The sequence below is a fragment of the Bradyrhizobium sp. UNPF46 genome (assembly GCF_006658625.1).
GTDB lineage: Bacteria > Pseudomonadota > Alphaproteobacteria > Rhizobiales > Xanthobacteraceae > Bradyrhizobium > Bradyrhizobium nitroreducens.
In genome coordinates this window covers 22427-46470 of record NZ_LFJB01000015.1, presented here as the reverse complement: position 1 = coordinate 46470, position 24044 = coordinate 22427, and the positions used below count along the sequence as shown (strand labels likewise).

Sequence of the window (24044 nt, the reverse complement as noted above, 5' to 3'; positions counted from 1 at the left end):
ATCCAGTCGGAAATCACCCAGATCCAGCAGGACATGAAGAACGTCGCCAGCGCGGCGACCTTCAACGGCGTCAACTGGCTGAGCACCAACGCCTCGACCCCGGCCACCGTCAACCTGGTGTCCTCGTTCTCGCGCGTCGGCGGCACGCCGACGATCAGCACCATCACGGTGACGGTTGCCAACTACTCGCTCTACACCGCGAGCACGAACGGCATCCTCGACACGGTGAGCGGCAGCGCCTCGGTCGACAGCCTCAACATCGGTGCGCTGACCGACTCGGCCGCCGACCAGACCATCCTCGATGGCTACATCGCGAAGGTCACCGCGGCGATCAACACCGTCAGCCAGTCCGCCGCCAACCTCGGCGCCATCAAGAACCGCATCTCGAACAACACGGAATTCGTGAAGTCGCTGATGGACTCGGTCGATCGCGGTATCGGCCAGCTCGTCGACGCCGACATGAACGCGGAATCGACCCGGCTCCAGGCGCTGCAGACCCAGCAGCAGCTCGGCGTTCAGGCGCTCTCGATCGCCAACCAGAACAGCCAGAGCATCCTGTCGCTGTTCCGCGGCTAAGCGGCGCTTTCGAAAACGACCGTGCTCCCTTCAGGGAGCACGGTCCCCGCCGTGACCGGCGGACGCGACGGCACATGACGTGCCCGCAATCGACCCCGACGCCAGACCTGATACGGCCCGCCGCAACCGACCGCACCATGATGCGCCCGGAGCGACTGCGCGTTGCCGAAAGGCTGAAGGCGTCTCCAAGCTTCTTGTAAAATTGCAACGCCGTGCCTGCGAACTGACACAATCGCGTCCGCGCGCAACCCTCAGACAAGGTTGGCAGCGGAGTGTCGTCTACGTTCGCATTGGTACGAGGTCATATGCTGTTCAGTCGTGCGCAGATACAGCAACTGCTCAACAACCTGCTGGAGCTTGGGCCGCGACGCCTGATGGCCTTGGGACTGATCGGCTTCGCCGTTCTCGTCACTGTCGTCGGCGGCGCGTATTATCTGAGCCGTCCCGAGTTCGAGACGCTCTATACCGGCCTCACCCGCGAAGACGTGACGCGAATGGGCGCGGCGCTGCGCGAGCAAAACGTCACCTTCGACGTCAACACGGCGGGCGATGCGCTCTCGGTGCGCCCGAGCCAGACCATGCAGGCGCGCATGCTGCTCGCCGAGAAGGGGCTGCCGACCAGTGCCAATTCCGGCTACGAGCTGTTCGACAAGATCGGCTCGCTCGGATTGACCTCGTTCATGCAGGAAGTGACGAAGCTGCGCGCGCTGGAAGGCGAGATCGCGCGCACGGTTCAATTGATGAAGGGCGTCAAGGCGGCGCGCGTGCATATCGTGCTGCCGGTGCGCGGCTCGTTCCGCGCGACGCAGCAGCCGCCATCCGCCTCGGTCGTGCTGCGCACCGACGGCGCCATCGAGGCGCGCACGGCGCAGTCGATCCGCCATCTCGTCGCCGCCGCGATTCCGGGCATGAGCCGCGACAAGGTGACGGTGCTCGACGCCGACGGTTCGATGCTGCTCGCCGAAGAGGACGAGGCGAGCGCCGCCCCGACCAAGATGGCGAGCCTGCAGAAGACGGTCGGCGGCATGGTGCAGGAGAACATCCGCAAGGCGCTGACGCCGTATCTCGGCCTCGACAATTTCGAGGTGAGCGTCGCCCCGCAGCTCTCCACCGACAAGAAGCAGATCAACGAGACCGTTTACGATCCCGAGAGCCGTGCCGAGCGTTCGGTGCGGAACGTGCGCGAGAAGGAATCGTCGCAGAACGCCGACCGTTCGACCCCGACCACGGTGCAGCAGAACCTTCCCGATCAGCAGGTGAACGCCGGCGGCGGCAAGAACTCCAGCGAGGACAAGACCCGCCGCGAGGACGTCACCAATTTCGAGGTCTCGTCCAAGACCACGACGACGGTGAGCGACGGCTATTCGGTGAAGAAGCTCTTCATCGCCGTGCTGGTCAATCGCGCCCGGCTGGTCGCCGATCTCGGCGACAAGACCAACCAGGCCATCGTCGACAGCAAGCTCGCCGAGATCAGCCAGCTGGCGGCGACGGCCGGCGGACTGGACAAGACGCGCGGCGATCAGATCCAGGTGACGGCCGTCGACTTCATCGAAGGCTCGCGCGAGCTGGCGCCGGTGCCGCCGATCAGCTTCGTCGAGATGATCAACAAGCAGCTCGGCAGCGTCATCAACGCGGTGACGATCCTGGCGGTCGCCTCGATGCTGGTCTGGTTCGGCTTGCGGCCGGCGGTCAACGGCATTCTGACGCATCGCGCGGAGCAGGAGCAGGTGGAGGCCGCCGAGGCCGCTGAGCTGGAAGCCGCTGCGGCCCTTGCCCTTGCAGAGAACAGCGACCCCGAGCTCAACCTCGTCGAGGACCTCGAAGGCAAGATGCAGCGCACGCCGCAGAAGCGGCTGGAGCAGATCGTCCGGCTCGATCAGGCGCAGGCGGCAGCGATCCTTAAAGACTGGATGCGACGCGAGGAGGCGGCATGAACGCGGCAATCGGAAAGCTCCTGACTCAGTTCGACGCGAACGGCCGGGCCAAGGCACCGCCGCCTCCGCCGCCCAAGATCCAGGACGTGCTGACAAGGCCGAAGGAGATCGCGCGCGAATCTCAGCCGCAGCTTCAGGCTCAGCCGCAGCCGCAGTCGCCGCCTCCGGCGCCGAAGGCGGAAGCGCCGCCGGTCAATCTGCTGGAGGACGCCTACCGGCGCGGCCTGGCCGCCGGCGTTGCGGAAGGCGACACCAAGCTTGCCGAGGAGCGCGTTCGCAGCGCGGTCCGGCTCGGCGAGGAGCGCGCCAAATGGTCCGACCAGCAGGCGGTCGCGATCGTCAGCGGCTTCGAGGCGGCGTGCCGCGAGATCGAGACCAACATCGCAAGCTCCGTCGCGCGGATCCTGCTGCCGTTCCTCGCCGACGCGGTGCGTGACAAGGCGATCGGATCGCTGGTCGAGCAGATTGCGGCGCTGACCGGCAACTCGTCGGTGCCTGCCTTCAAGGTCACCGGCCCGAGCGAGCTGCTCGATCTCGTGAGAACCCAGCTCGAGGCGTCCAGGCGCACCGGCATCGAGTATGAGGCGGCCGAGACGGTCGAGGTCCGCGTCGTCGCCGACCAGACCGTGATCGAGACGCAGATCTCGGCCTGGAGCGAACGCCTGAAGGAAGCGCGCCGGTAAGCCGCCATGGAAGAAGTCAAGCATGAGCTCGTGATCGTCCGCCGTCGCAGCGCCTTTGCCGAGGAGGCGCATCACGGCGGCGTATGGAAGATCGCCTATGCGGACTTCATGACCGCGATGATGGCGTTCTTCCTGGTCATGTGGCTGCTGAACGCGCTCAACCAGGACCAGAAGCAGGTTGTCGCGAGCTATTTCAATCCGATCAAGCTCGCGGAGAACGCACCTGCCCCGAAAGGTCTGAAGGACCTCTCCAAGAAGGAGCCGTCGTCGTTGGAAGGTCAGGACGGCAGGCGGCAGCCGGCCGGTCCGAGCGAAGAGCGCCGCGGCGATTCCCCGACGGCGGAGAAGCCGCCCTTCTACGAAGAGAAAGTGCTGTTCCGCGATCCCTACGCAACGCTCGCCGAGATCGCGAGCAGCGCCAACCAGGCCTCGGGGCAGAGGCGCGCCGGCGCGCTGACGTCGGCCGAAGAGGATGGCCTGAAGGGCGGCGACGCCTATCGCGATCCGTTTGATCCCGGCTATTGGAAGCTGGCGCCGCAAGCCTCCAAGGACGCGGATCGCATGATCGAAAGCGAGCCCAAGCCGAATGCCTCCGCGCGCGACGCCGCGGCCGCCGCAAGTCCGGGTGAGCAGACACGTCGTGCCAAGGCGGACGACGCCGGCGGAAGCGTGGCTTCGAACGCGGATGCGTCGTCCGCGAACCTGTCGCCGCTGATGCCGCCGGCGCCGGCGCAATCGCCGCGCGAAGGCAGCGCCCAGGCGACGGCTCAGGCGAACAGTCAAGCGACCGCTCAAGCCAACGCCGCCGCGCCGGCACGTCCGAACGATGCCGCCAAGGAAAACGATCCGCGCGATGCCGCGCAGACTCAGCAGCCGACCGTCAAGCAGCTGCAGTCCGCGATCGCGGAGGCGCTGTCGGACATCAAGGCGGGCGCAGGCCCGGCGGCCGAGGTGCGTCAGGTCGAGGAGGGGCTCCTGATCAGCCTGACCGACGATGCGAGCTTCGGCATGTTCGCGGTCGGCTCGGCCGAGCCGCGGCCCGAACTGATCCGCGTGATCGACAAGATCGGGCCGCTGCTGACGAAGCGCCAGGGCATGATCATCGTCCGCGGCCATACCGACAATCGGCCGTATCGTTCCGAGAACTACGACAATTGGCGGCTGTCGACCGCCCGCGCCCAGATGGCCTATTACATGCTGGTCCGCTCCGGCGTCGACGCGCAGCGGATCGAGCATGTCGAAGGTTACGCCGACCGGCGCCCGAAGCTTCCGAACGATCCCGCCGCCGCGCAGAACCGCCGGATCGAGATCCTGATCCGCGAGAAGCGCCCTTGATCAGGCCGCTCCTCTGCGCCGCCCTGCTGCTCCTGCCGTTCACGGCGGGACGCGGGCTTGCGCAACCCGCGCGCCAGTCGGGTGAGCCCTATGAACTCGTCCGCGCGTTGCAGGCGGTGCAGGACGGCATCGCCAGCGGCGACACCGCCGCGCATGGCAGCCACATCGCGCTGATCCGGCAGATCGGCGAGAAGTTTCTCGCGGCCGATCCCGCCGTGTGGAGCAATCCGCAGAACAGCCAGGCCGTCGTCATCTACCTGCTCAGCGGCGGGGCGCCGCAAATCGTCCGCAAGCTGCCGCGCGACAAGATGAACGTGGACGAGCGGCTGTTCAACGGCGCGCTCGCTTATGTCGAGGGCCGTCAGGAGGAAGCGCGCGAGCAGCTCAAGGACGTCAAGCCGCGGACGCTGTCCTCCGGCCTCGGCGGACAGGTCGCGCTGGTCCAGGGTGCGTTGTTCGCGCGTGTCGAGGCCTCGCTCGCGATCGAGCGCCTGGACGACGCGCGCCTGCTGCTGCCCGGCACGCTGGTGGAGGAGGCGGCGCTGCGGCGCGAGATCCTGCTGGTGGGGCAGGCGGAGGATTTCGAGAAGTTCGAGTTCCTGACGCTGGCCTATCTCCGCCACTACCGCAACTCGATCTATGCCGGCGATTTCTGGCAGCGCTTCTCCACCGGTCTGACGCAATCAAGCCTGGCGCTCGACGAACGCCGCTTCGCGCGGATCGCGGCCCTGCTGGAGCAGATCGATCGGGCAAGCCGCCTCAAGCTCTATCTGGTGATCGCGCGCGCCGCGATGGTGCGCGGACACCTGGCCGTGACGCGGCTCGCCGGCGAACGGGCGCTGACGCTCAGCGCTGATGCCTCGGCGGACCGCGAACGGGCGCATTTCTTCCGCGGCGCGGCGCGGGCACTCGCCGACGAATATGACGGCGGCCTCGCCGAGTTGAAGGCGGTCGACCGGTCGAAGCTGCCCGAGCGCGACGTGCCCCTGTTCAACGCCACGGTGCAGCTCGCGCTCGATGTTCGCAAGCCGCTTCCGGGCGAATCCGCCACTGCAACCGACAAGCCTCCGGTAACGCCGGCGCGCCTAGATCTGGCGTCATCAACCGCGACGCTCGCGCGCGCGCAGAAGCAGCTCCGCGAGCTCGAACTCTTCACCAGGGATCGCCGTCCATGACCAAGCTCACGGGAACCTCCGGACAGCTCTTCTCGGGTCTTGCCGAGAGCCTCAACATCCGGGGAACGTCGCGCTCGGCCAAGAGCGCCGGGGGCAAGTCTCAGTCCAGCTCCTCGTTCAACGACCTGCTCCATACCGTCTCGAACCTTGCCAAGCAGGCTCTGAACGACGGCGGCAGCGAGACGACGGCAAAGCCCGGAACGTTGCGTACGCGTCTGGCTCACCCGGGCGAGGCGGAGAAGCCGAAAACCGCGGTGGTGCCGGAGCGCGTCGCAGCGTCGGAGCACGCAAAGTCCAGCGAAGAGCCGTCCGACAAGACGACCGACAAGCCCTCGGAGAAGCAACGCCGCGTCGATCATGCCGCCAAGCCGGACGTCCAGGCCCCGTCGAATACTGCCGTGGTGATCGGACAGGAGATCGCCGCCGCCCCTGCCGTGAAGCCGCAGATGCAGTTGCAGTCGGCCGACAAGGACGCGCCCGCGCGCGAGGAGGGGCCGTCCACGAAGCGCGAGGTTCAGGGTACGAAGGCGGCGGCGACGACCGAGACCGCTTCACCCGATGATGCTCCGGCCGCCGCGCGGCCGCGGGGCGCGGCCTCGCAAGTGGCGGCCGCGCCTCAACCCCTGCCTGCACAGGACAGTGAGCCGTCGGGCGCGATGCCCGCGACAGCAGGCTTCGAAGCGGTCACGGCCAATGTCGAGCGCGCCGCCAGGGCCGCGGGGCGCGAGGCGTTGCCAGAACCGATCAAAGTCACGGTGGTCCAGCAGGAGACCCATCTGCCTCCGGCGCAGTTCAGCGCCCCGCAGCAGGTCGCGAGCGCCGTCGTCGCCGAGCTGAAGGAGTCCGCAAGCCCTGCGGCGTCCGCCGCGCCGGATCTCACGGCGTCCCAGACCAATGCGCCGGATCAGCCGCTGAAGATCCTGACACTTAATCTGGAGCCGCCCGCGCTCGGCAACGTCACCGTGCGCCTTCGTCTCGTCGGCACCGAAGTGTCCATCCATCTAGCGGCCGAGCGCAAGGACACCAGCCAGATGCTGGACCAGCAGCGCGATTCGATCCGCGATCTGATGCAATCGGCAGGCTACGTGGCCGACGTCGCGCCCGTGCAGCACGGCTCGCTCGACGGATTCCAGAGCGGCTCCGGCCAGTCGCAGCCGCAGTTCTCGGGCCAGCAACAGCCTTCGTCGCAGTCGCAAGGAACGTTCGGCGGCGCCGGCACGCCATCGGGACAGTCCGACGGCGGCGCCAGGCAGGCAAGGCAGGAGCGCCAGTCCAACCAGGAGACGCGTCATGACCAGGAATTGGGCCAGCAGAATCGCCGCGGCCCTGTTTATCTGTAATGCCGGCACCGCGGCGGCGGCGACCGACGGCGCGCGTCCCTGCGAGCGCGAGATGGCGCGCGCGGCCCAGCAGCACGGGATTCCGCTCGGCATTCTCTACGCGGTCGGCCTCACCGAGACCGGGCGGCGCGGCGCGCTGCATCCTTACGCGCTCGGGGCCGACGGCCAGACCGTGTTCGCCAAGGACCTCGACGACGCGATCGCGAATTTCGAGGCGATACGCGGCAAGGGGATCAAGCTGATCGATCTCGGCTGCATGCAGATCAACCACTATTTCCACGGCGACAAGTTCAATTCGGTGCGGGCGATGTTCGATCCCGCCAGGAACGTCGACTATGCCGCGCGGTTCCTGAAAGAACTGAAGCAGCGCGAGGGCAGCTGGACCATGGCGGTCGCGCGCTACAATGCCGGCCCCAACAACCAGCCGGCGCAGAAGCGCTACGTCTGCCACATCGTCGCGCATCTCGTCTCCAGTGGCTTCGGCGCGTGGACCGACAAGGCGCGCTCGTTCTGTCAGCCGAAGGCGACGTGACGTGACGAACTGAAGCAACGACCGATGGCGCGACGACAAGTTGTGCATCGTCCCCAATCATCAGCCCCGCGCAAGCAAGAACCCGCATTGTAGCTGCAACCTACCAAAGGAGCCCCCTTCATGAGCCTGTATGGTGTTATGCGCACCGGCGTTTCCGGGATGAACGCGCAGTCCAACAAGCTGTCGACGGTCTCGGACAACATCGCCAACGTCAACACGACCGGCTACAAGCGGGCTTCCACCGAATTCTCCTCGCTGATCCTGAAGAGCGGCTCCGGCAATTACGATTCCGGCGCGGTCGAGACCACGGTCCGCTACGCCATCTCCGATCCCGGCAACTATCACTTCACGACGTCGACGACGGATCTCGCGGTCCAGGGCAATGGCTTCTTCGTGGTGCAGGACGCGAACGGAAACAACTTCCTGACCCGCGCCGGCGCGTTCGTGCCCGACAATACCGGCAACCTCGTCAACACCGCCGGCTTCCAGCTGATGGGCTACAACATCGCGAACGGCGCCGTCCCCACCGTCGCCGCCAACGGCTTCGGCGGCCTGCAGGTCATCAACGTCAACCAGATGGCGCTGCAGGCTGCGCCGTCCACCAAGGCGACCGTCGCCGCCAACCTCGATCCGAGCGCAACCGCGATCGCAGCCCCGGCGGGGCCCGCCAACTACACCTCGAAGACCTCGATGGTGACCTACGACAATATCGGCAATGCCGTGACGCTCGACGTCTACGCCGCCAAGACGGGCGCCAACACCTGGGACATCCAGGTCTATAATGGCGCAACCGCGCTGACGACGGCCGGCCCCGCAACCACGTTTACCTTCGACGTCACCGCGACCGGCAAGGGTAAGCTCGCCGCGGCGAGCCCGACGTCGCTCTCGGTCGCGATCCCCGGCGGCTCGGCCGCCTTCAACATCGATATGTCGGCCATGACCCAGGTCGCTGCCGCCTTCGACTTCAAGGCGACCGTCGACGGCAACGCTCCGTCCGCGGTCGAGAAGGTGAACATCGACGACAAGGGCATCGTCACCGCCGTGCTCAAGAACGGCACCACGCTGCCGAGCTTCCAGATCGCGCTCGCCACCGTGCCGAGCCCGGACCATCTGACGCCCGAGGTCGGCAACGTCTATTCGCCCAATCTGGAGTCGGGAAACGTCCAGGTCGGCCTCGCCGGCCAGGGCGGTCTCGGCACCGTCAAATCCGGCGCATTGGAAGATTCCAACGTCGATCTCGCGGACGAGCTGACCTCGATGATCGAGGCCCAGCGCGGCTTCACCGCCAACTCGAAATCGTTCCAGACCGGTGCCGACCTGCTGGACGTCGTCGTCAACCTGAAGCGCTGAATTCCTCAGCGCTCGTCTCGGGTAAGAGCACTTCATGTCCATCACCGGCGCCCTCAACTCCGCCCGCTCCTCGCTCATGGCGTCGGGCATCCAGTCGGCGACGATCTCGCGCAACATCGCCGGGGCCAGTGCCCCCGGCTATTCGCGCAAGCTCACCATGCTGGACAATTTTCCCGGCGCGGGCGTCTATGTCGCCGCGATCCAGCGCGCCGCCTCGTCCGGCCTCTATACCAACGTCCTGATCGCGACGTCCTCGTCCGCCAAGCAGAGCGTGATCTATGACGGTCTGCAGAAGATCGCGGCCGCGACAGTGGACGATCCCGAGCTCGAACAGTCGCCCACCGCCCAGCTCAACAAGCTGAAGCAGGCGCTGCAGCAATACGCCAACTCCACCGACAATGCGACCCTGGCACAATCCGCCGTGACGTCCGCCAAGGACATGGTGACCGCGCTCAACCAGGCCACCAAGACCGTGCAGTCGGTCCGCGAGCAGGCGGACGCCGACATGGCGACGTCGGTCAGCAACATCAACCAGCTCCTCACCCAGTTCCAGACCGTCAACACCGCGATCGTGAAGGGCACGATCACCGGCGACGACGTCACCGACTATCTCGACCAGCGCGACAGCATCGTCTCGAAGCTGTCGCAGGAGCTCGGCGTCACCATGTCGCTGCGTCCCAATGGCGATGCGGCGCTCTATACCGACAGCGGTGTCGTGCTGTTCGACAAGACGGCGCGGACGGTGAGCTTCGCGCCGACCAACGCCTACACGGCCGGCACCACCGGCAATGCCGTCTTCATCGACGGCGTGCCCGTGACCGGTGCCAATTCCGTCATGCCGCTCAAATCCGGCAAGCTCGCCGGCCTTGCCCAGCTGCGCGACCAGGACACGGTGACGTATCAGAGCCAGCTCGACGAAGTCGCGCGCGGCCTGATCAATGCCTTCAAGGAGGTCGATCAGTCCGGCGCTGCGCTGCCCGACGTGCCCGGCCTCTTCACCTATCCCGGAGCGCCCGCGATGCCCGCGAGCGCCACGATCTCGGTCGGCCTCGCCGGTACGATCTCGGTCGCCGCGTCGGTCGATCCGGCCGCGGGCGGCAACCCCAATCTGCTGCGCGACGGCGCCATCAGCGGCAACCCCGCCTACAATTACAACACGACCGGCAACGCCGGCTTCTCGACGCGTCTCCAGCAGCTGATCGACAACATGAACGCGCCGCAGCCGTTCGATGTCACGGCGCAAGGCAAGCCGAGCGGCAGCGTGATCGAGTTCGCCTCGTCATCGGCGAGCTGGATCGAAAGCCATCGCAAGACCGCGGACGCCAACGTGCAGTACCAGAACACGCTGCTCGACCGCAGCACCGCGGCGCTGTCCAACGTCGCCGGCGTCAACATGGACGACGAGATGTCGTTGATGCTCCAGGTCGAGCGCACCTATTCGGCCTCGTCCAAGATCATTTCGACCGTCGACCAGATGTTGCAGAGCCTGCTGGCTGCCGTGGGGAATTAAGTCATGATGAGCGCGAACTACATTTCGACCTTGATGCTGTCGTCGTCGTTGAGGTCGTCGATCACGAACAACCAGAGCGCGCTGACCAAGGCCTCGAAGGAGGCGACCACCGGCCGTTTCGCCGATGTCGGCCTGGAGCTCGGCACGGGAACGGGCCGCGACGTGGCGCTGCGGGCCGATTTCAACTTCGCCGACCAGCTCGTCGACACCAACGAGCTGGTGTCGGGGCGCCTCGACGTGACGCAGAACCGGATCACTCAGCTCGGCACGACCGCGTCAGAATTCCTCAAGAACCTGATCGCGGCCCGCGACGCCGACAGCGGCGCGAAGATCATCCTGCCGAGCGCGTCCGCCAACCTCCAGGATCTGATCGGCGCGCTCAACGTCTCCTACAACGGCTCGTATCTGTTCGGCGGCATCAATACGCAGACCGTGCCGGTCGCGAACTACACCGCCGGATCGACCAGCAAGAACCAGGTCGACGCAGACTTCCTGGCGACGTTCGGCTTCTCGCAGTCCGCGGCGGGCGTGAGCACGATCACGCCGGCGCAGATGCAGAACTTCCTCGACAACAATCTCGATCCGGAGTTCGCAAGCCCCGCCTGGAACACCAACTGGTCAACGGCAACGGATCAGACGCTGTCGAGCCGCATCTCCACGACCGAGGTCGTCGACAGCTCCGTCAGCGCCAACCAGCCCGGCTTCCGTAAGCTGGCCGAGGCCTACACCATGCTCACCGACCTCGGCAACACCAGCCTGAGCAAGGACACGTTCCAGGTCGTCGTCGACAAGGCCATCGGTCTCGTCAGCGGCGCGATCAACGATCTCGCCGTGCTCGGCGGTACCGTCGGCTCGATCCAGCAACGGCTCACCGGCGCATCCGAGAAGCTGAAGATCCAGAAGGACATTCTCAACAACCAGATCGTCAAGCTGGAGGCGGTCGACCCGACCGAGGCCTCGGTCCGGGTTAACACCTTGCAGACCCAGATCAAGACGGCGCTCGCGCTGACCTCGCAGCTCCAGCAGATCAGCCTCATCAACTATCTCTAGAGTCGGGGGTCGCAAATTTTGTCCTGTTATTCGGTCTCCTGCGCAGAGTGGTTCTGATGACGTTTGAAGCCTATGAAGCGGTCGTCGACGAGAGTGGCTACGAGGCGCGGGGGCGCGAGCGGCAGGCGCTCAGCCTCGGCATCGACCGGCTCGAGCGCCTCCAGAGAGGGCGCTTCAGCCTCGAGGATCTGGTCGAGAGCCTGCTCTATGTGCGGCGGCTGTGGACGATCTTCATCGAGGATCTCTCGCATCCTGAAAACGGGCTGCCGGAAAAGCTGCGCGCCGACATCATCTCGATCGGCCTGTGGGTCGTCAAGGAAGCCGATCGCCTTCGCGAGGAGAGATCGAACGACGTGATGCAGCTCATCGAAATCAACCGCCTGATCCGAGACGCTCTTTGATGAAAGTCTCCTTGCGGGCCGGCGAACGGATCTACATCAACGGCGCGGTGCTGCGCGTGGACCGCAAGGTCTCCGTCGAGCTCGTCAACGACGTGATGTTCCTGCTGGAAGGGCAGGTCATGCAGGCCTCCGACGCCACCACGGCGCTGCGGCAGCTCTATTTCATCGTCCAGCTCATGCTGATGAACCCGACCGACATCCGCGACGCCGCGGCGCTCTACACGCAGCATCACGCGGCCCTGTGTGCCGTGTGCGAGAGCCGCGAGATGCTGGACGGGCTCGGCGCGGTCGACGAGCTGGTCCAGGCGACACGTTACTTCGAGGCGCTCAAGCGGATCCGAGCCCTGTTCCCGGTGGAGCAGGCCATCCTGGCCGGCGCGACCCCCATTTCCCCCGTCGAGGCTGCCTGACAGCGGAGAGACACATGAACGTCACCAGCGCGACCGATACGACCGGCAAGTCCAATACGACCAACACGACCACGACGACGTCGGGCAGCGGCGTCGACTACAATACGTTTCTTCAGCTCCTCATCGCCGAGATGAAGAACCAGGATCCGACCAATCCGATGGACACCTCGCAATATATGAGCCAGTTCGCCCAGCTCTCGACGGTCGAGCAGGCGATGCAGACCAATTCGAAGCTCGACGCGCTGCTGTCGTCGCAGTCCTTGTCCCAGGCCAACAGCCTGATTGGCAAGACCGTCAGCTTCACCGATTCCACCGGCGCCAGCTTCAGCGGCAAGGTCGTCTCGGTCGCCATCAACAGCGACGGCTCCATCGCGACCCTCCAGGACGGCACCAAGGTTGCCGTCGGACCCGGCCTCACGATCAGCCAGTCATGAACGAGCGGGACGCTCTCGACATCGTCCAGGCGGCGATCTGGACCATCATCGTCGCCTCCGGGCCTGCGGTCGGCGCCGCGATGCTGGTCGGCACCCTGATCGCGCTGATCCAGGCCCTGACCCAGATCCAGGAGGTGACGCTGACCTTCGTTCCGAAGATCATCGTCATCCTGCTCGTCGTTGCCGTCTCCGGCTCCTTCATCGGCGCGCATCTCTCCACCTTCACCGAGATGGTCTATTCGCGGATCGAGCACGGCTTCTGATCCGGACGGCGATCCGCCACCATCCCCGCGTAAGCTTTGCACGGCAGATTGGGGGCGGACCCCTCTGCCGGTGACCCATGGCCGATACGTTAGCTGCTAGCCTGCCGACTCCCCGACGATTGGGGGCCGACGCCTTCTTTGCCGGCGGCATCGTGGCCATGCTCACGATCCTGTTCCTGCCGATCCCGCCGATCCTGATCGACCTTGGCCTCGCATTCTCGATCGCGCTGTCGGCGCTGATCCTGATGGTCGCGCTGTGGATCCAGCGGCCGCTCGACTTCTCGGCCTTCCCGACCGTGCTGCTGATCGCGACGATCCTGCGCCTGGCGCTGAACGTCGCGACCACCCGTCTGATCCTGTCGCGCGGTGGCGAGGGCGAGCAGGCTGCCGGCCACGTCGTCGCCGGCTTCTCCAAGTTCGTCATGGGCGGCGACTTCGTCATCGGCCTGATCATCTTCGCCATCCTGGTCACGGTGAACTTCGTCGTGATCACCAAGGGTGCGACGCGTATCGCCGAAGTCGGCGCCCGATTCACCCTCGACGCGATTCCCGGCAAGCAGATGGCGATCGACGCCGATCTGTCGGCGGGCCTGATCGACGACAAGGAAGCCCAGCGCCGGCGCCGCGAGCTCGAAGAGGAGAGCGCGTTCTTCGGTGCCATGGACGGTGCCTCGAAATTCGTCCGCGGCGACGCCATCGCCGGCCTCATCATCACCGCGATCAACATTTTCGGCGGCATCATCATCGGCGTCACCCATCACGGGCTGACACTGTCGCGCGCCGCCGACGTCTACACAAAGCTCTCCGTCGGCGACGGTCTGGTGTCGCAGATGCCGGCGCTGATCGTGTCGCTGTCGGCGGGCCTGCTGGTCTCCAAGGGCGGCACCAGGGGGTCGGCAGAGCAGGCCGTGCTGCGCCAGCTCAGCGGTTATCCGCGCGCGGTGTCGGCCGCCGCGCTGATGATGTTCGTGCTCGCTTTGATGCCGGGGCTGCCGTTGGCGCCGTTCTTCGCGCTGGGTGGCGTCATGGCCTTCGTCGGCTACTCGCTGCCGAGGCGGCAGGCGGCGCAGGACCGCAAAGAGGCGGCCCTCAAAGCCGACGAACGCGCCCAGGCCGAGGCCAAGGAATCCGTCAAGGAGCAGCTCAAGACCGCGGAGATCGAGCTGGCGCTCGGCGGCCACCTGTCGGTTCATCTGCTGGGCTCGCGCACCGAGCTCGCCCACCGCGTCGCCAAGATCCGCAAGAAGTTCGCCAAGCAGTACGGCTTCGTCATTCCTGAGATCAAGCTCTCCGACAATCTGTCGATCGACCCCAAGGGCTACCAGATCCGGATCCACGACACCCGCGTCGCCCATGGCGAGCTCAGGCTCGGCGAGGTGCTCGTGCTGGTCGACAAGGACGGCAAGCCCGACGTGCCCGGCGAGGAGGTGATCGAGCCCGCTTTCGGCATGAAGGCGCTGTGGGTGACGGAAGCCTTCACCGACGAGGTCAAGCGGCAGGGTTGCAAGCCGGTCGACAATCTGTCGGTGCTGCTCACGCATCTGAGCGAAGTGATCAGGGCGAACCTCTCCCAGCTGCTGTCCTACAAGGACATGCGCGCGCTGCTCGACCGGCTAGATCCCGAGTACAAGCGCCTGGTCGAGGATCTCTGCCCGTCACAGATTTCCTATTCGGGCCTGCTGGCGATCCTGAAGATCCTGCTGGCCGAGCGGGTCTCCATTCGCAACCTTCACCTCATCCTGGAGGCGATCGCCGAGATCGCGCCCCATGTGCGGCGCTCCGAGCAGGTCGCAGAGCACGTGCGGACGCGGCTTGCCCAGCAGATCTGCGGCGACCTTTCCGACAACGGCGTGCTCAACGTCATCAGGCTCGGCAACCGCTGGGACCTCGCGTTCCACCAGAGCCTGAAGCGCGACGCCAAGGGCGACGTCGTCGAGTTCGACGCCGATCCGCGCCTGATCGAGCAGTTCGCCACCGAAGCCTCCGCCGCGATCCGCAAGTTCACGGAGAACGGCACCAGCGTGGTGCTGGCGGTGACGCCGGAAGCGCGTCCCTATGTCCGGATGATCCTGGAACGGGTGTTCCCGACATTGCCGGTCCTGTCGCATGTCGAGGTCGCGCGCAGCGCCGAGATCAGGGCACTCGGAGCCATCTCGTGATCAGCGGCCTTGCCGACAGCGTGCTGGTGACGTTCATCGTGTTCTGCCGCATCGGCGCCTGCCTGATGCTGGTGCCCGGCTATTCCAGCGTCAACGTTCCGGCGCAGGTCCGCCTGTTCGTGGCGCTGGTCACGACGTTCGCGCTGGCGCCGATCCTGATCGCGGTCCTGAAACCTCTCACGGACAACGCAGCCCCGCTGACGCTGGCGCTCCTGATCTGCTCCGAGCTTCTGGTCGGCAGCGTCATCGGGCTCGGCGGCCGCGTGTTCTTCCTCGCGCTCCAGACCATGGCGACCGTGATGGCGAGCGCGATCGGCCTCAGCAACATCCCGGGCACGCCGGTCGCCGACAGCGATCCGGCGCCGGCCCTGGTGCCGTTGATCATGGTATCCGTCACCACGCTGTTCTTCATGACCGACCAGCATTGGCAGGTGCTGCGCGGCCTGATGAACTCCTACGACGTCTGGCAGCCCGGCAGCAGGATCGGCGGCGGCATGGCGCTCGACCAGCTCGTCGGCCGCCTGTCGGAGGCGTTCGTGCTGACGCTGAGGATCACCAGCCCCTTCATCGTCTATTCGGTGATCGTCAATCTGGCGGTCGGCCTGATCAACAAGCTGACGCCGGCCATTCCGGTTTATTTCATCTCCGTGCCGTTCGTGCTGTTCGGCGGCTTCCTGCTGCTCTACCTCACCAGCGACGAGCTGCTGACGCAATTCATGCTCGGCGTCTCGTCCTGGCTGGCGGAGTGACCGGCATGACCTCGCGCGCGGACAAGCTCGGCCGGATGGTCTCGCTCGTGAAGCTCCAGCTCCGGCTGTCCGAATGGCGGCTCGCGCAGCTGCGGCAGCAGGAGAGAGGCCTGCAGGACGAGCAGGAATGGCTGGTAGGCGCCTTGAACGACGGCACGCCGCCGGCCGGCTCGTCGAGCGAATCGATCGCGCGGCGCTTGAACAGGACGAGCGTCGACGCGCGCGCGGTTCAGGCGCAGGCCGCGCAGCAGCTCGACCAGGTTCGCGCGGAGAACCGCCGCGTGAAGCAGCTCGAGGAGGTCGCGAAGGCGGCGCTGGCCGAGAAGCTTCGCGACGCCGAGAAGCGCTCCCTCGAGGAGATGACGGGACAAAGTCCCGCCGTGCGCGCGTGGACGCCGCGGCCAGCCAACCGGAACAAGCCATGATCGTGACAGCCACACCCGACCTCGTTCTCGACGTCCTCGAGGCCGCCGATCCCGTGACGCAGCGCGCGGCGACCGCGAAGCTCGATGCGCTGAAATCCGCGGGCGCCGATTTCGCCGCCACGATGGAGGCGGAGGTCGGCAAGGCCGCGGCGGCCGCCGAGCCATCGGCGACGAAGCTGCCCGAGGCGCAATCGGATGCGGTGAACGGAGCGCCGGTGAGGGTGATCAAGGCGCCGGCATCCGGCGAGGTGTACCGGAAGTTCGAGGCGTTCATCCTCCAGACCTTCGTCGAGACCATGCTGCCGAAGGATTCCGAGGAAGTGTTCGGCAAGGGCACGGCGGGCGGCGTCTGGAAGTCGATGCTGGCGGAGCAGCTTGGCAGCCAGCTGGCAAAGGGCAAGGGCATCGGCATCGCGGAGCGGCTCGCCGCCGCGCATCCGCCGGCACCGAACGCTGCAGGCAAGGCCGGATGACGATCCGAGGAATGGGTGACAGACGTTGAGGGGTGAATTTCCTATGCAGGTACAAGAAGGCGCAGCGGCCATCGTGATCGAGCAGCCGGTCACGGACACCGAATCGATGATGACGGAAGCGGCGGCAGACGATGCGCTGTTGCCCGTGCTGCTGCCGATCGTGGGCACCGGGGCCGTGGTCGACGGCGCGGACGCGGCGAGATCGGACGAGGTGCGCGGCCTCCTGGCCGCAATCCGCCGCCTCGAGAGCATCGTCGAGGAGGAGACGGTCGCGCTCACCACGGGGCAGAAGATCGATTTCGACGATTTCAGCGCGCGCAAGAGCCGGAGCATGCTCGAATTCGTCCGCCTGATGCGGGCACGGATGCATCTCGGTGGCGAAGTCGAGGTCACCGAGCAGATTCAGCGGCTGCGGGAGAAGCTCGAGCGCAATCGCTCGGTCCTCGAAATGCACTATGACGCGGTGCGCGAGGTCGCCGGCATCATCGTCAAGGCGATCAAGGAGGCCGAGTCGGACGGCACCTATACCGGTCGCGCAGCGCAGGACGGAAAATGATCAGACTGGTGCTGGCCGGGCTCTGGGTATGCATCCTCACCGCGGGCACGAGCTATGGGGTGGCCTATTGGAAGGAGAATGGCAGCCTTCTGCCGGCAAAAGACGAATATCTCGACGGGCTGCAATACCAGAAGACGCGGGCGCTGAGCGTGCCCATGGTCGAGAACGGCAACGTGCAGGGCTATATCGTGGCGCGATTCGTCTACACCGTGGAGGCGCGGACCATGCACCAGCTCAACGTCCCGCCGGAGCCGTTCGTTGTCGACGAGGCCTTCCGCAGGATCTATGCCGACGACCGCCTCGACTTCCGCAAGCTCGCCCGTTACGACCTCTCCATCCTGACGACGGCCATCAAGCAGCGCGTCAACGAGCGGATGCAGGCTGACATCGTCCAGGACGTCCTGGTCGAGGACTTCAATTACGTTTCCAAGGAAGAATTCCAGCAGAAGCCGTAGCTCTATTCTGCGGCCATCCTTCGAGACGCCGCTACGCGGCTCCTCAGGATGAGGAGCCACGTAGCGCCGTCTCGAAGGACGAGGCGTGCGCTCAGCTCGCCGTCATGCGATCTCCAGCCCTCATGAGGAGGAAAACGCACCTCCACCGCGGCTCGAGCAGGCGCATCCCACGTCGCTGCCGCCAAACGTGCAACGGCCTCCGCGAAGTGCTCCGCGGAGGCCGTTGTCTATTCGCGCCGGGCCTTCGCCCGTCTCAGTTTCCGGCCGGGTAAGCGGCCGGGACGGCGTGCGTCCTGTTCAGGAGAATGCCGACCTCGTCGAGCTCCTGCATCGGCTCGTCGATTGTGTCCCCGGCGGGGATGTCGAGGCGGTACCCGACATAGCGCCGGGCCACGATCGCGTCGAAGCCGAGGCGGTCGCGGAGCTTCTTGCGCAGCTTGCTGACGTGGCTCTCGATCACGCTTTCGTCGAACGTGGACTCGAAGATGCCGTAGACCGCGTTGAAGATCTGCGTCTTGGTGATCCACTTGCCGTGATTGCTGACCATATATTCGAGAATGCGCAGTTCGCGGCGGGGCAGGGTGAGGGCATGGCCCGCGATCTCGGGGTCCCGGCCGTTGAAGAAGACCTGGATCCTGTTCTCGCAAGGCCTCGGCAGCTCGCCCACCCGGCGGCGCGCGATCGCGGCCGTTCGGGCGAGGATTTCGCGGAGGTGGATCGGCACGTACACGACGTCGTCGACGCCCGACTCGAACAGCTCGAGCGTGTTCTTGAGCATCTTCTGGCCGCTCATGGCGATGATGGGAGCCGAGGAGCGCTTGCGCATGGCCCGCGGCAGGCTTCCGCGGGCATCGCAATCCCCGAGGAGGAAGGCGTCGACCGCCGCCAGATCCGACTCGCTCGCGGATTGCAGCCAGTCCCAGAATTCCCCGGAGGAGAATCCGATCGAGGATACGCCTTCGCGAACGAGCCCTCCGACGTAGCTGTTCGCGACGCTCTCGCGATCATCAACGATAATATACATCAGTCTTTCGCCCCTGTTTCGCACTTGTTGCGGCCGGTTGGTTATTGTGATGCGCCGGCTCGGCAACGTGCTGTTTGACGACATTCCTTCCCGCGAACCGTTGTTATGGTTTCGATATTCGCGGGCAGCCCTACGCATTCAGTGCCTGCGTCTCGCAGGCCTGCTACTTCGACTCGATACTGAACGCTTACTGTGTGAGGCTCGGCGGGTGTCTTGCGGATCACCTCGCGGAGCGAATTGAGAAACGACCTAGAACGGTTGCGCCACGTTGCTCATCGCGTTCGAACGCTACTGAACTCTGCCGATCTCCTCGCCAACTGGCGAGAATCACTTGATAGGACCGTAACGATTGCCGATTTCCGATCAAGCGTGCGAAAGAAAGCGATTGCTATGTGTGTTTGATGCTGTTGATTCGTTTCAGGTTGTTTCTTGATATATTCGATCGCATCAGTTGATTTGGAAATTGAACTAGTTTTGCACGGTGATGGTTCTATAGTTCCGTATCCCCGTACAATTACAGCTATTTCGAGTGGTGCCGCGGGTCATGTAAACCAAGGGTTTTTCAACCCGGGATTGACTCCGAGACTTGCTTTTCCACATGCGACAATTCGACTCATGTGCGGCGGCGTGACTCCAGCTTGGCGAAATCTTGGCGAGGGTGTGTCTTTCGAGTCGCACTCTCGCCACGTGCGTGACGCGATTGACGCGTGCGACGTCGCATCGCGCGCGATGAAGATCTTCAGATGCGCACGTTTCAGGCAAGCTTCGACAAATAACGTCACCGTTCGACAGATCGAACCGAACGGAGCATTCTCACATGTTGTCCGATGGACAAGCTCGTCCCAACGCGACCGCTGATGTTTCCGCGACGGCGAAGCCGGCTGCCGAGCCGCGCGATATGAAGGACAATACGGCGCACGCGACCAAGCCTGCGGCGAGCGCAAAGCGTGTCTCGGCCGCGGCGAGCGACGAAGCTCTCGCGAAGGAAGCGCTCGAGGGACTGAAGCGTATTCGCGCCAAGGCGCGTCTCGACAAGATGGCTATACCCAAGCCCCCGCAAACCGTGATGAAGCCGGCCGTGATCGTGGCCAAGCCGCCGCCGCCGCGTCCGACCTGGGTTGTGCCGCTCGCAACATTGGCGGGCGCCGCCATCCTCGTGGTCTGCGCCTGCACCGGCGTGATCGCCTATCTCACCACGCAGCCCGCCCAGAACAACGTTGCGGCCAATACCGAGATCAGGATTCTGCGCGAGACCGTCGCGCAGCTTCGCAAGCAGGTGTCGGGAGTGTCGGAAAATCTCGACGGCCTGCGCACCGCGGTCGATCAGTCGAGCAAGGCAACCAACGACCGCTTCGGCAGGTTTGCCGAGAATTTGGACCGCATCGAGCGGGTCAGCTCGTCCTCGACGGCGAAGCTCGACAAGCTCGCCCAGGTGCAGGTCCAGGCGCCGGTGCCCGCGCCCGCGGCAGTGCAATCGCAGCCGTCGTCGCAGCAGGGGGCGATGATGGCCTCGGTCGCGGCGCCCGAGTTCACGGGCTCGGTCGCGCCGTCCGAGCGTGCATCGGCACCGCGGAAGGTGATCAAGGGCTGGTCGGTCCGCCAGGCCTATGAAGGAATCGCGATCCTGCAGAGCCCGAACGGCGTCATCGAGGCGGTGCTCGGACAGCAGGTGCCCGGCCTCGGCCGCATCGAGGAGATCAGGAGCGAGAACGGGCGTCTGGTTGTCGAGACCAGCGGCGGCGTCGTCTATTCGTCACGCAAGGCGACGCCCTGAAGCGCACCCCGTCCTCTATTGGCGATGATGCTCGAAGCTGGTGCACAGCAGATCGACCTCCGCCTCCGCGATCGGCGAGCGAAACAGGCGACAGCTGAATTCGGCCGTCGCCTTGCTGTCCGTGCCGGTGCGCTCTTCCCGGAGAAAGATGCATCGCTTGCAGACGTCGGTGTGGTGGCGCTGCTCGGCTGCGTCCGACTGATCCAGCACATGCCGGAACGTATCGCGGAAGCGGATCTTGACCTCGTCGTCGAGCCCGGCAATCGCCTCGACGAGAACGTTGACGGGGTCGCGCACCAGGAACTTCTTGCCCTGCTGCGTCACGCTCAACATCACCGAGCGCTTGTCCGTCGCCGAGCGCTTCCGCTCGAGATAACCGAGCCGCTCGAGCTCCCCGATGATGAACGAGGCGGTGCCGCGCGTGGTTCCGACGTAACTCGCGAGCGCCGAAGGCGTTCGGGAAAAGCGGTTGGCACGGGAGAGGAATCTCAGCGCCATCCACTCGCGGTCGCGCAAGCCATGCTTGGTGCCTTCGAACCACAGGATGCGTGCGACCTGCTCCAACAGTTCAATCGATTCACGAGCCAAATTCATCTTAATTCCGGGTCGGATAAAGCTTTATTCAATTGAGCCTTGGGTAGCGCAATCTCGGCGGACGAGAAGGAAGTCCCAAGGGGTGGCCCTTCGGCCGGTAGCGGGAGATGGAACTTCCGGCCGTGGAACTAGGGCGTCACAAAGAAAGTTCGAGTAAACCGCGCGACTCAAGTCATCTGAAAATTTCAGTCAAATCACGACGGCTCGCCGCGTGTTTGACGGCGATGTGCGAGGGGCGAGCAACATGATGTGTCATTGAGGCCACCCGGCCGCCCATTTGTTGCGGGTGAGGGGTGCCGAATGCGCGAACACGCACATCACCTGCAGCGTTCGGTGCGACGGCCGCCGAGGCGAGAACCCTCCTTTTCGGTTAATGGATGTTGCGATGCAATGCGGATAGATGGTTAAGTCCGGCACATCGGCGGTCCTGGAAATGTCAGAGCGCCGTCGGCACGCGAGCAGCCGCGCCGTCCGACGTTGGAAACAGCGCAGGCGGAACGGCGGCAGGGGCCGGCCTGACAGCGCGCGGGCTCGCAGGCTGGTGATTTGCGTTTCGCCGGCAAGTATTGGCGAATGCCTCGCCGAAGGGAGAAACCACCATGCGCAGCAGGAAGGGATAGGCCGATGAGCTTGGAAACCACCATGACGTCCGACGTCGTCGGGCTGACGAAAGTCGCCCCGGTCTCGCGCCGCGGATTCATGAGCGCCACTGCGGCGGTCGCTGCCGGTTACACGCTTGCGGCCGGCCCCGTGCGCGCCGAGCCGATCACGACCGACAGCAATGGTCTCCAGGTCGGCGAGGCCAAGATCAAGGTCGGTTCCGAAGAGATGCCTGCCTATTTCGCCCGTCCCGCCGGCAACACCAAGGCGCCGGTGATCATCGTGGCGATGGAGATTTTCGGCCTCCACGAATACATCAAGGACGTGACGCGGCGCCTCGCCAAGCTCGGCGCGTTCGCAGTCGCGCCTGACTACTATTTCCGCAAGGGCGTCGACCTCACCAAGATCACCGACATCAAGGACCTGCTGCCGATCGTCAACGCCAAGCCGGACGCCGAGCTGCTGTCCGATCTCGACGCGACGGCGGCGTGGGCGGGATCGCAGGGCGGCGACACCGCCAAGCTCGGCATCATCGGTTTCTGCCGCGGCGGCCGCACGGTCTGGGAATACGCCGCCCACAGCGGCGCGCTCAAGGCCGGCGTTGCCTTCTACGGCACGGTGGTCGATCCCGCCAATCCGCTGTGGCCGAAGAGCCCGATGCAGCTCGCGCCCGAAATGAAGGCGCCGGTGCTCGGCCTCTACGGTGGTGCCGATACCGGCATTCCCGTCGCGCAGGTCGAGCAGATGAAGGCCGCGCTGGCCGAGAACAAGAAGACCGCCGAATTCAAGATCTATCCCGACGCGCCGCACGGCTTCCATGCCGATTACCGCGGCAGCTATCGCAAGGATGCGGCGGAGGATGCCTGGAAGCAGGCGGAGGCCTGGTTCAAGAAATACGGCGTCCTGAGCTGACGCCTGGTCAAGGCAAAAGGGCGGTCCTGGCGGCCGCCCTTTCTCCTTCAGCGAGGTCTCACTTCGTCATCGCGCCATAGACGATGTCCTGGACCTGCTCGCGATAATATTTCCTGAGCTCGCCGGGCGCGGCCGTCCCCACCACGACGACGAGACGCTCCTTGGGGTCGCAGAAGAACTGCGTTCCGTAGGCACCGTTCCAGGTGAATTCGCCGGGATTGCCGGGCACCGACGACAGGCCCTCGCCGGTGCGGACGGCAACCGAAAGGCCGAAGCCGAAGCCGGCGCGATGCGGCTCGATGTTCGCCACGTTGTTCTTGATCTCGGGACCGAGATGATTGGTCGTCATGTGGTGCACGGTCTTGGGCGAGAGGATGCGATGGCCGTCGAGCTCGCCGCCGTTGAGCAGCATCTGGCCGAAGCGGATGTAGTCGCCGATCGTCGCAAACGAGCAGGCGCCGCCGCAGTCGAACTTGGTCGGCGTGTCCAGCAGCTTGATGGATTGCGGCTTGCCGGTCAGCGGATCGTTGGCAAAGGGGCGGGCGAGGCGAGGGCGCTGCGCGTCGGTCGGATGGAAGGTTGCGTCCTTCATGCCGAGCGGCTGCCAGACATTGGCGGCGAGATAGTCGCCGAGCTTCTGCTCGCTCACCTTCTCGACGACCGCGCCGAGGACGTCGATCGAGAAGCCGTATTCGAACTCGGTCGAGGGCTGATGCGCCAGCGGCAGCTTTGTGATGCGATCGATGAAGGCCTGGGTGTCGCCTTCGATCGCGGGCGCTGTGCCGTCAGGATATTGCCGCGCCACCGGGCTCGATGAGTCCGGCCTGCCGCCATACATCAATCCCGACGTATGCCGGTAGAGATCGTGGATGAAGATCGGCGAGGCCTGCGGCTCGAGCTTGAGCGCGCCGTTGGCCTCGGTCACGCCGACCTTCATATCGGCAAAAGCGGGATAGTAGTTCGACAGCTTGGCCTGCAACGGCAGCCGACCCTGCTCCATCAGCGTCAGGCCTGCCACCGCCGCCATCGGCTTGGTCATCGAGGCCAGCGCGAAGATCGCGTCGATGGGCATCGGCGTGCCCTTGTCCGGGTCGAGCATGCCATAGGCCTTGTAGTGCACGAGCTTGCCGTCACGCGCGATGGCGACGACCGCGCCGGGGACGCGCTTGGCGGCGATCTCGCGTGCGAAGAAATCGTCGAGACGGGTGAGACCCTGCCTGGAAAAGCCGACATCGTCGGGGCTGGCTTCGGGCAGCGGTGCGGCGCGCGCTGCACCGAGCGTGATGACGGCAGCCGCCGCCGCGATCATGGCGATCGTCTTGTTCATTGC

25 protein-coding genes are annotated in these 24044 nt (G+C 65.3%); 22 read left to right on the top strand and 3 right to left on the bottom strand.

Features of this window, described 5'->3' with window-relative positions:
- The 20 genes from UNPF46_RS38205 to UNPF46_RS07775 all read left to right on the top strand — a co-directional run.
- On the top strand, positions 1-576 hold a 576-nt coding region (locus UNPF46_RS38205; RefSeq protein ID WP_283811656.1), incomplete at its 5' end, for a flagellin.
- Between the two features lie 305 nt (positions 577-881).
- Entirely contained in the window at positions 882-2510 is a 1629-nt protein-coding gene (fliF, locus tag UNPF46_RS07865; protein ID WP_174719112.1) for a flagellar basal-body MS-ring/collar protein FliF, read from the top strand.
- Entirely contained in the window at positions 2507-3193 is a 687-nt protein-coding gene (locus UNPF46_RS07860; protein WP_142249602.1) for a hypothetical protein, read from the top strand. The genes fliF and UNPF46_RS07860 overlap by 4 nt, the downstream gene beginning before the upstream one ends.
- A gap of 6 nt (positions 3194-3199) precedes the next feature.
- Positions 3200-4528 carry a MotB family protein gene (locus UNPF46_RS07855; protein WP_142249601.1) on the top strand — a complete coding sequence of 443 codons (1329 nt, stop codon included), beginning with the start codon at positions 3200-3202 and terminating at the stop codon, positions 4526-4528.
- Complete coding sequence (locus UNPF46_RS07850; RefSeq protein WP_142249600.1) at positions 4525-5703, top strand: chemotaxis protein; 1179 nt, start codon at positions 4525-4527, stop codon at positions 5701-5703. The genes UNPF46_RS07855 and UNPF46_RS07850 overlap by 4 nt, the downstream gene beginning before the upstream one ends.
- Entirely contained in the window at positions 5700-7043 is a 1344-nt protein-coding gene (gene fliK, locus UNPF46_RS07845) for a flagellar hook-length control protein FliK (RefSeq protein WP_142249599.1), read from the top strand. The genes UNPF46_RS07850 and fliK overlap by 4 nt, the downstream gene beginning before the upstream one ends.
- The gene (locus UNPF46_RS07840; protein ID WP_142249598.1) at positions 6994-7575 is read left to right on the top strand and encodes a transglycosylase SLT domain-containing protein; all 582 of its coding nucleotides are present in this window, start codon (positions 6994-6996) and stop codon (positions 7573-7575) included. The genes fliK and UNPF46_RS07840 overlap by 50 nt, the downstream gene beginning before the upstream one ends.
- Positions 7576-7695: 120 nt before the next feature.
- Positions 7696-8925 carry a flagellar hook protein FlgE gene (locus UNPF46_RS07835; RefSeq protein WP_100178018.1) on the top strand — a complete coding sequence of 410 codons (1230 nt, stop codon included), beginning with the start codon at positions 7696-7698 and terminating at the stop codon, positions 8923-8925.
- Positions 8926-8959: 34 nt separating this feature from the next.
- Positions 8960-10435: a flagellar hook-associated protein FlgK gene (gene flgK, locus UNPF46_RS07830; RefSeq protein WP_142249597.1), complete on the top strand. Its 1476-nt coding sequence runs from the start codon at positions 8960-8962 to the stop codon at positions 10433-10435.
- 3 nt (positions 10436-10438) lie between these two features.
- Positions 10439-11485, top strand: coding sequence for a flagellar hook-associated family protein (locus UNPF46_RS07825; RefSeq protein WP_100178020.1), 1047 nt, complete (start codon positions 10439-10441; stop codon positions 11483-11485).
- A 56-nt stretch (positions 11486-11541) separates the two neighbouring features.
- Entirely contained in the window at positions 11542-11886 is a 345-nt protein-coding gene (flaF, locus tag UNPF46_RS07820; protein WP_063201526.1) for a flagellar biosynthesis regulator FlaF, read from the top strand.
- A complete protein-coding gene (gene flbT, locus UNPF46_RS07815; protein ID WP_142249596.1) occupies positions 11886-12296 on the top strand; it encodes a flagellar biosynthesis repressor FlbT in 411 nt (136 codons plus the stop codon). Before flaF ends, flbT begins: the two co-directional genes overlap by 1 nt.
- A gap of 14 nt (positions 12297-12310) precedes the next feature.
- Complete coding sequence (gene flgD / locus UNPF46_RS07810) at positions 12311-12730, top strand: flagellar hook assembly protein FlgD (protein ID WP_100178023.1); 420 nt, start codon at positions 12311-12313, stop codon at positions 12728-12730.
- Positions 12727-12993, top strand: a complete 267-nt coding sequence (fliQ, locus tag UNPF46_RS07805; RefSeq protein ID WP_142249595.1) for a flagellar biosynthesis protein FliQ — start codon at positions 12727-12729, stop codon at positions 12991-12993. The genes flgD and fliQ overlap by 4 nt, the downstream gene beginning before the upstream one ends.
- Before the next feature lie 77 nt (positions 12994-13070).
- Positions 13071-15152 (top strand): flagellar biosynthesis protein FlhA, encoded by a 2082-nt coding sequence (flhA, locus tag UNPF46_RS07800; RefSeq protein WP_100178025.1) that lies wholly within the window; start codon positions 13071-13073, stop codon positions 15150-15152.
- Positions 15149-15901 (top strand): flagellar biosynthesis protein FliR, encoded by a 753-nt coding sequence (fliR, locus tag UNPF46_RS07795; RefSeq protein ID WP_100178026.1) that lies wholly within the window; start codon positions 15149-15151, stop codon positions 15899-15901. Before flhA ends, fliR begins: the two co-directional genes overlap by 4 nt.
- Before the next feature lie 5 nt (positions 15902-15906).
- Positions 15907-16326: a hypothetical protein gene (locus tag UNPF46_RS07790; protein WP_100181264.1), complete on the top strand. Its 420-nt coding sequence runs from the start codon at positions 15907-15909 to the stop codon at positions 16324-16326.
- On the top strand, positions 16323-16799 hold the full coding sequence (locus tag UNPF46_RS07785; protein WP_174718999.1) for a rod-binding protein: 477 nt from the start codon (positions 16323-16325) through the stop codon (positions 16797-16799). The genes UNPF46_RS07790 and UNPF46_RS07785 overlap by 4 nt, the downstream gene beginning before the upstream one ends.
- Positions 16800-16842: 43 nt before the next feature.
- Entirely contained in the window at positions 16843-17355 is a 513-nt protein-coding gene (locus UNPF46_RS07780; RefSeq protein ID WP_100178028.1) for a flagellar biosynthesis protein FlgN, read from the top strand.
- A complete protein-coding gene (locus UNPF46_RS07775; RefSeq protein WP_100178029.1) occupies positions 17352-17810 on the top strand; it encodes a hypothetical protein in 459 nt (152 codons plus the stop codon). The genes UNPF46_RS07780 and UNPF46_RS07775 overlap by 4 nt, the downstream gene beginning before the upstream one ends.
- Positions 17811-18063: 253 nt before the next feature.
- Here the strand turns inward: UNPF46_RS07775 and UNPF46_RS07770 are convergent, their stop codons facing one another.
- Entirely contained in the window at positions 18064-18834 is a 771-nt protein-coding gene (locus UNPF46_RS07770) for a response regulator transcription factor (protein WP_174719323.1), read from the bottom strand.
- 817 nt (positions 18835-19651) lie between these two features.
- Between UNPF46_RS07770 and UNPF46_RS07760 the strand changes: the two genes are divergently transcribed.
- Positions 19652-20608, top strand: a complete 957-nt coding sequence (locus tag UNPF46_RS07760; protein ID WP_142249594.1) for a hypothetical protein — start codon at positions 19652-19654, stop codon at positions 20606-20608.
- Between the two features lie 15 nt (positions 20609-20623).
- Here the strand turns inward: UNPF46_RS07760 and UNPF46_RS07755 are convergent, their stop codons facing one another.
- A complete protein-coding gene (locus UNPF46_RS07755) occupies positions 20624-21202 on the bottom strand; it encodes a MarR family winged helix-turn-helix transcriptional regulator (protein ID WP_100178032.1) in 579 nt (192 codons plus the stop codon).
- Positions 21203-21826: 624 nt separating this feature from the next.
- Between UNPF46_RS07755 and UNPF46_RS07745 the strand changes: the two genes are divergently transcribed.
- Entirely contained in the window at positions 21827-22714 is an 888-nt protein-coding gene (locus UNPF46_RS07745) for a dienelactone hydrolase family protein (RefSeq protein WP_142249593.1), read from the top strand.
- 58 nt (positions 22715-22772) lie between these two features.
- Here UNPF46_RS07745 and UNPF46_RS07740 read toward each other — a convergent pair whose 3' ends face one another.
- A complete protein-coding gene (locus tag UNPF46_RS07740) occupies positions 22773-24041 on the bottom strand; it encodes a serine hydrolase domain-containing protein (protein WP_142249592.1) in 1269 nt (422 codons plus the stop codon).
- Positions 24042-24044: the final 3 nt, after the last annotated feature.